Source organism: Mesorhizobium sp., from assembly GCF_004962925.1.
Classification (GTDB): domain Bacteria; phylum Pseudomonadota; class Alphaproteobacteria; order Rhizobiales; family Rhizobiaceae; genus Mesorhizobium.
In genome coordinates this window covers 6,706-10,642 of record NZ_SUEO01000218.1, presented here as the reverse complement: position 1 = coordinate 10,642, position 3,937 = coordinate 6,706, and the positions used below count along the sequence as shown (strand labels likewise).

Sequence of the window (3,937 nt, the reverse complement as noted above, 5' to 3'; positions counted from 1 at the left end):
GTTTTTCACCGGCCCATTCGAGCACCTTGCGGTAGGCGCGATACTGCGTTTCCTCGTCCGGCAGCGTCTTGCCGAACAGGAATTCGGTCCGCATCAGCCCGACGCCATCGCAGGTCGAAACATCGATGCTGTCGACATCGGACGGATCGGCGATGTTGACCTGCACCCGCACCGGCGTGCCGGCTTTCGTCACCGCCGGCCGAGCCAAAAAAGTTTCTGCTCTGTCGCGACGCGCCGCAAAGGACGATGACAACAGGCGGAACGCCTCGATCTCGGCTTTCGACGGCGCCAGCACGATGCCGCCGTGCTCGGCGTCGAGCAGTGCGACACCGGCTGGATTGGTTGGGCAAGCGCCAAGCCCCACGATCATCGGCACCCCGCGCGAGCGCGCCAGCATGGCGACGTGGCTGGCGGCACTGCCCGCTTTCAGCGCGATGCCGCCGCCGGAACTCCAGTCGGTTTCGAGAAAGCGCGTCGGCGCGATGTCCTCGCCGTAGAAAATGGCCCCAGCCGGCGCAGCAGCCTCACTGTCTTCGGTCAGTGCGCGCAGCACCTGATCTCTGATATCGCGCATATCGGCCGCGCGTGCGCGGAAGTAATCCTGGTCCGACGTTTCGTAGCCGGCGATCTCGGCATCCAGTGCCTGCCGCCAGGCCGCATCGGCCGGCTGGCCGGAAGCGATTTTGGCAAACGCCGGGCCGGTCAACGCATGGTCCTCCAGCATGGCGATCTGGAATTCTAGGATGTCGGCCGCGTCGCCGGCGCTCGCTTCAATCAGCGTGGCAAGCCGGCCTGTCGCAACGCCGAGCGCCGTTTCGAGCGCAGCCTTCTCTTCAGCAGCCGTTGCCTTGCCTGCATAGCGCGCGACAACCGGGTCGAGGCTGAACAGCGGCCCCTCGGCATAGCCGGCCGAGGCCGAAATCCCCTTCAGCCTAAGCGGTTCGGGCATGGTCCACGCCCTCGTCGAAATCGCGCCGCACCAGCTCGACCAGCGCGCCGACCGCTTCGCCGGCACCGTCACCTTTGGCCCGGATATGCAGAACCGTCCCTTTCGGCGCCTTGGCCGCCATGACCTTGACGATGCTCTTGGCATCGAACCAAGGCCCGTTGGCGGCGAGCGCCACTTCGACATCGGCCGAAAATGTCTTGGCGAGCTTGGTGAACTTCACTGAAGGGCGCGCATGCAGGCCCACCTCGTGAGTGATCAGGACGGTGGCTTCTGCGGATGCGGACATTGAGTCAAAATTCCTGTTCATTCACGACGGCGACAATTCGTGTGCCGTCGCCACCACTTCCCTGAGCGAAGCGCCGCCGGAAGCCTCCGTCGCCGCCATCACCGCGCCCTCGACGATCGGCGCATTGCAGACGATGATCTTCTGCGCGCGCGGCTCGCCGATCATCTCGACCGCCATCTCGCTGTTGGTCTCGGCGCCGCCAAGATCGACAAGTATGGCGACACCCGCCTCCGACCAGGCCTTGTCGATGGCGTTCATGATCGCCTCGACACTGGTTCCCAGCCCGCCATGGCCGTTTCCGCCGCACCAAGCAAGCGGCACTTCGTCGCCGACCATCTGGCGCACCATGTCGGCCGTGCCCTCGGCCACCAGCGGCGAGTGCGATACGATGACGATGCCGACATTGCTCATGCGTGCCCCTCGATGCTTTCGACGACAGCCCGCACCAGAAGTGCGACCGAGCGCCCGCCGGCATCCATATGGCCGATCGAGCGATCGCCGAGGAACGACGCGCGCCCGCGCAGGGCCTTCATCGGCACGGTGGCGTCGGCTGCCCTGTCGGCGGCGTCAGTGATTTCCGCCCCGGTCTTTCCCTGCAGCAGGGCGTCATGCACCGGCTGCAGCACGTCGAGCATTGTCTTTTGCCCGACCTGCGACTTCCCCCTGGCTGCCACCGCTTCGATTGCCTTGCCGAAAGCCGTCGCCAGACTGGCGCGATTCGGTTCTGCGGAAATCTCCTTGCCGAGCGCCATGAACAGTGTGCCGAACAAAGGTCCCGAAGCCCCGCCGACGGTCATCACCAGCTTGGTGCCGATCGCCTTGAGCGCTTCCGGCAGCGGCTTTGCCGCGAACGCCTCGGCTTCTGCCCGCACCGCCTCGAAGCCGCGTTTCATATTGAGCCCATGGTCGCCGTCGCCGATCGCCTGGTCGAGCGTGGTTAGCTCGCTCGCGTGGGCGGCAATCGTGTCGGCGGTGGCTGATATCAGCGTCATCAGGTCAACCTTGTCCATCGTCCCAGTCTTGTCCATCGTCCCAGTCTTGGCCAGCGTCCCAGCGCTCATCGGTTTGCAATCCTGTTGCCGGCCTGGTCGAAGAACAGCGGCGCCCGGTAGCGGATAATCACCCTGTCGCCCTTTTCCAGTTGGATGTCGGGGTCGGTCAGCGTCACCAGTTTTTTGGTCCCCACGCTTACATGAAGGTGGTTCTGGTCGCCCAGATGCTCGACCCAGTTAACAACGCCGTCGGCGGGGCCATTCGATGCCTTGCCGATCGACAGATGTTCTGTACGCGCGCCGATCGTCTTGGTTCCCGCCGGCATGTCGCCATCGGGCAGCAGGCCGGTCGGCAGCAGATTGATCGCCGGCTGGCCGAGCCTTGCGGCGACATGAAGGTTTGCCGGCTCGGAATAGATCGTCCGCGGCGTGCCGATCTGCACCAGCACGCCATCGGCGAGAATGCCGATGCGATCGGCCATCGTCATCGCCTCGATCTGGTCATGCGTGACATAAAGCATGGTGGCGCCGACCTCGGCTTGGATGCGCTTCAGCTCGAGCCGGAGGTCGGCGCGCAGCTTGGCATCGAGCGACGACAGCGGCTCGTCCATCAGGTAGATCGAAGGCTTTCGCACCAGCGCGCGACCGATAGCGACACGCTGCATCTCGCCGCCGGAAAGTTTGGTGGAGCGGTTGGAGAGCTTGTGATGGATACGCACCATCTTGGCCACATCCTCGACGCGGCGGCGCACCGCATCCTCGCTTAGCCGCCGCGCCGGCGAGCGCAGCGGAAAGGCCAAATTGTCGTAGACCGACAGATGCGGATAGAGCGAATATTGCTGGAAGACGAAGGCGGTGTCGCGCTCGGCCGGCGACAACATTGTCGCATCGTGGCCGCCGATATGGATTGAGCCCGTATCCGGCCGTTCCAATCCGGCGATAAGCCGGAGCGTCGTGGTCTTGCCGGCCCCGGTCGGCCCGAGCAGCACGACGAATTCGCCATCGGCGACGTGCAGATCGAGAGTGTCCACCGCGATATGCTCGCCAAAGGCTTTGGTCACGCGTTGGATGTGCACGTCAGCCATGGCGGACCTCCGCGGTTGCGTCATGGATTGCGGTTCTCACCGCGCGGCCGGAGCCCTTTTCGAACAGCGATAGCCGCGTACTGCTCAGTGCCAGGCCGACATGGTCGCCCGCATTGAGCTGGATTTCGGCCGGGACCCGCGCCTTGATGATGCCGTCTGCCGTCTCCACCGCGACGATCTGCGTGGTGCCGAGATATTCGGTGCCGTAGATGGCGCCGCGCAGTTTCGAGGCGTCGTCGAAGCGGATGTGTTCCGGCCGGATGCCGAGAGCCATGTCTGTCGGCGCGATGTCCTCGCGCACCTGCGGCACCGCCACCTTGGCGCCTTGCACGGTGATTTCCCTGGCCCCTTTCGCAAGCCCACCGCCAAAGCCCAAAAAATTCATTGGCGGCGAGCCGATGAAATCGGCGACGAACATGGTCGCCGGCCGGTCGTAGATCTCGCGTGGCGTGCCGAACTGCTCGATGACGCCATGGTTCATCACCGCGATCTTGTCGGCCATCGACATCGCTTCCATCTGGTCATGCGTGACGTAGACCGTGGTGGCGCGGATGCGGTTGTGCAGTTCGCGCAGCTCATGGACCATGAGATCGCGGAATTCGGTGTCGAGCGTGCCGAGCGGCTC

At 64.5% G+C, this 3,937-nt stretch carries 6 protein-coding genes; all 6 read right to left on the bottom strand.

The genetic code is table 11. The features are described 5' to 3' along the window. Nucleotides 1–949: phosphoenolpyruvate-utilizing N-terminal domain-containing protein (locus E5W87_RS29510; RefSeq protein WP_292405623.1), on the bottom strand; the 949-nt coding region annotated here is incomplete at its 3' end. Beyond that, nucleotides 933–1,235 (bottom strand): HPr family phosphocarrier protein, encoded by a 303-nt coding sequence (locus E5W87_RS29505; protein WP_292405620.1) that lies wholly within the window; start codon nucleotides 1,233–1,235, stop codon nucleotides 933–935. The genes E5W87_RS29505 and E5W87_RS29510, both read right to left, overlap by 17 nt. 21 nt (nucleotides 1,236–1,256) lie before the next feature. Continuing rightward, the gene (dhaM, locus tag E5W87_RS29500; RefSeq protein ID WP_292405617.1) at nucleotides 1,257–1,646 is read right to left on the bottom strand and encodes a dihydroxyacetone kinase phosphoryl donor subunit DhaM; all 390 of its coding nucleotides are present in this window, start codon (nucleotides 1,644–1,646) and stop codon (nucleotides 1,257–1,259) included. Continuing rightward, a complete protein-coding gene (gene dhaL, locus E5W87_RS29495; protein WP_292405628.1) occupies nucleotides 1,643–2,245 on the bottom strand; it encodes a dihydroxyacetone kinase subunit DhaL in 603 nt (200 codons plus the stop codon). Before dhaL ends, dhaM begins: the two co-directional genes overlap by 4 nt. Nucleotides 2,246–2,292: 47 nt before the next feature. Next, nucleotides 2,293–3,312 carry an ABC transporter ATP-binding protein gene (locus tag E5W87_RS29490; protein ID WP_292405612.1) on the bottom strand — a complete coding sequence of 340 codons (1,020 nt, stop codon included), beginning with the start codon at nucleotides 3,310–3,312 and terminating at the stop codon, nucleotides 2,293–2,295. Continuing rightward, nucleotides 3,305–3,937: ABC transporter ATP-binding protein (locus tag E5W87_RS29485; protein WP_292405609.1), on the bottom strand; the 633-nt coding region annotated here is incomplete at its 5' end. The genes E5W87_RS29490 and E5W87_RS29485, both read right to left, overlap by 8 nt.

Bases quoted from the DNA above. Each gene is read 5' to 3' on its own strand.
- E5W87_RS29505 (WP_292405620.1), bottom strand. From the start codon at position 1,235: ATGTCCGCATCCGCAGAAGCCACCGTCCTGATCACTCACGAGGTGGGC.
- dhaM (WP_292405617.1), bottom strand. From the start codon at position 1,646: ATGAGCAATGTCGGCATCGTCATCGTATCGCACTCGCCGCTGGTGGCC.
- dhaL (WP_292405628.1), bottom strand. From the start codon at position 2,245: ATGGACAAGGTTGACCTGATGACGCTGATATCAGCCACCGCCGACACG.
- E5W87_RS29490 (WP_292405612.1), bottom strand. From the start codon at position 3,312: ATGGCTGACGTGCACATCCAACGCGTGACCAAAGCCTTTGGCGAGCAT.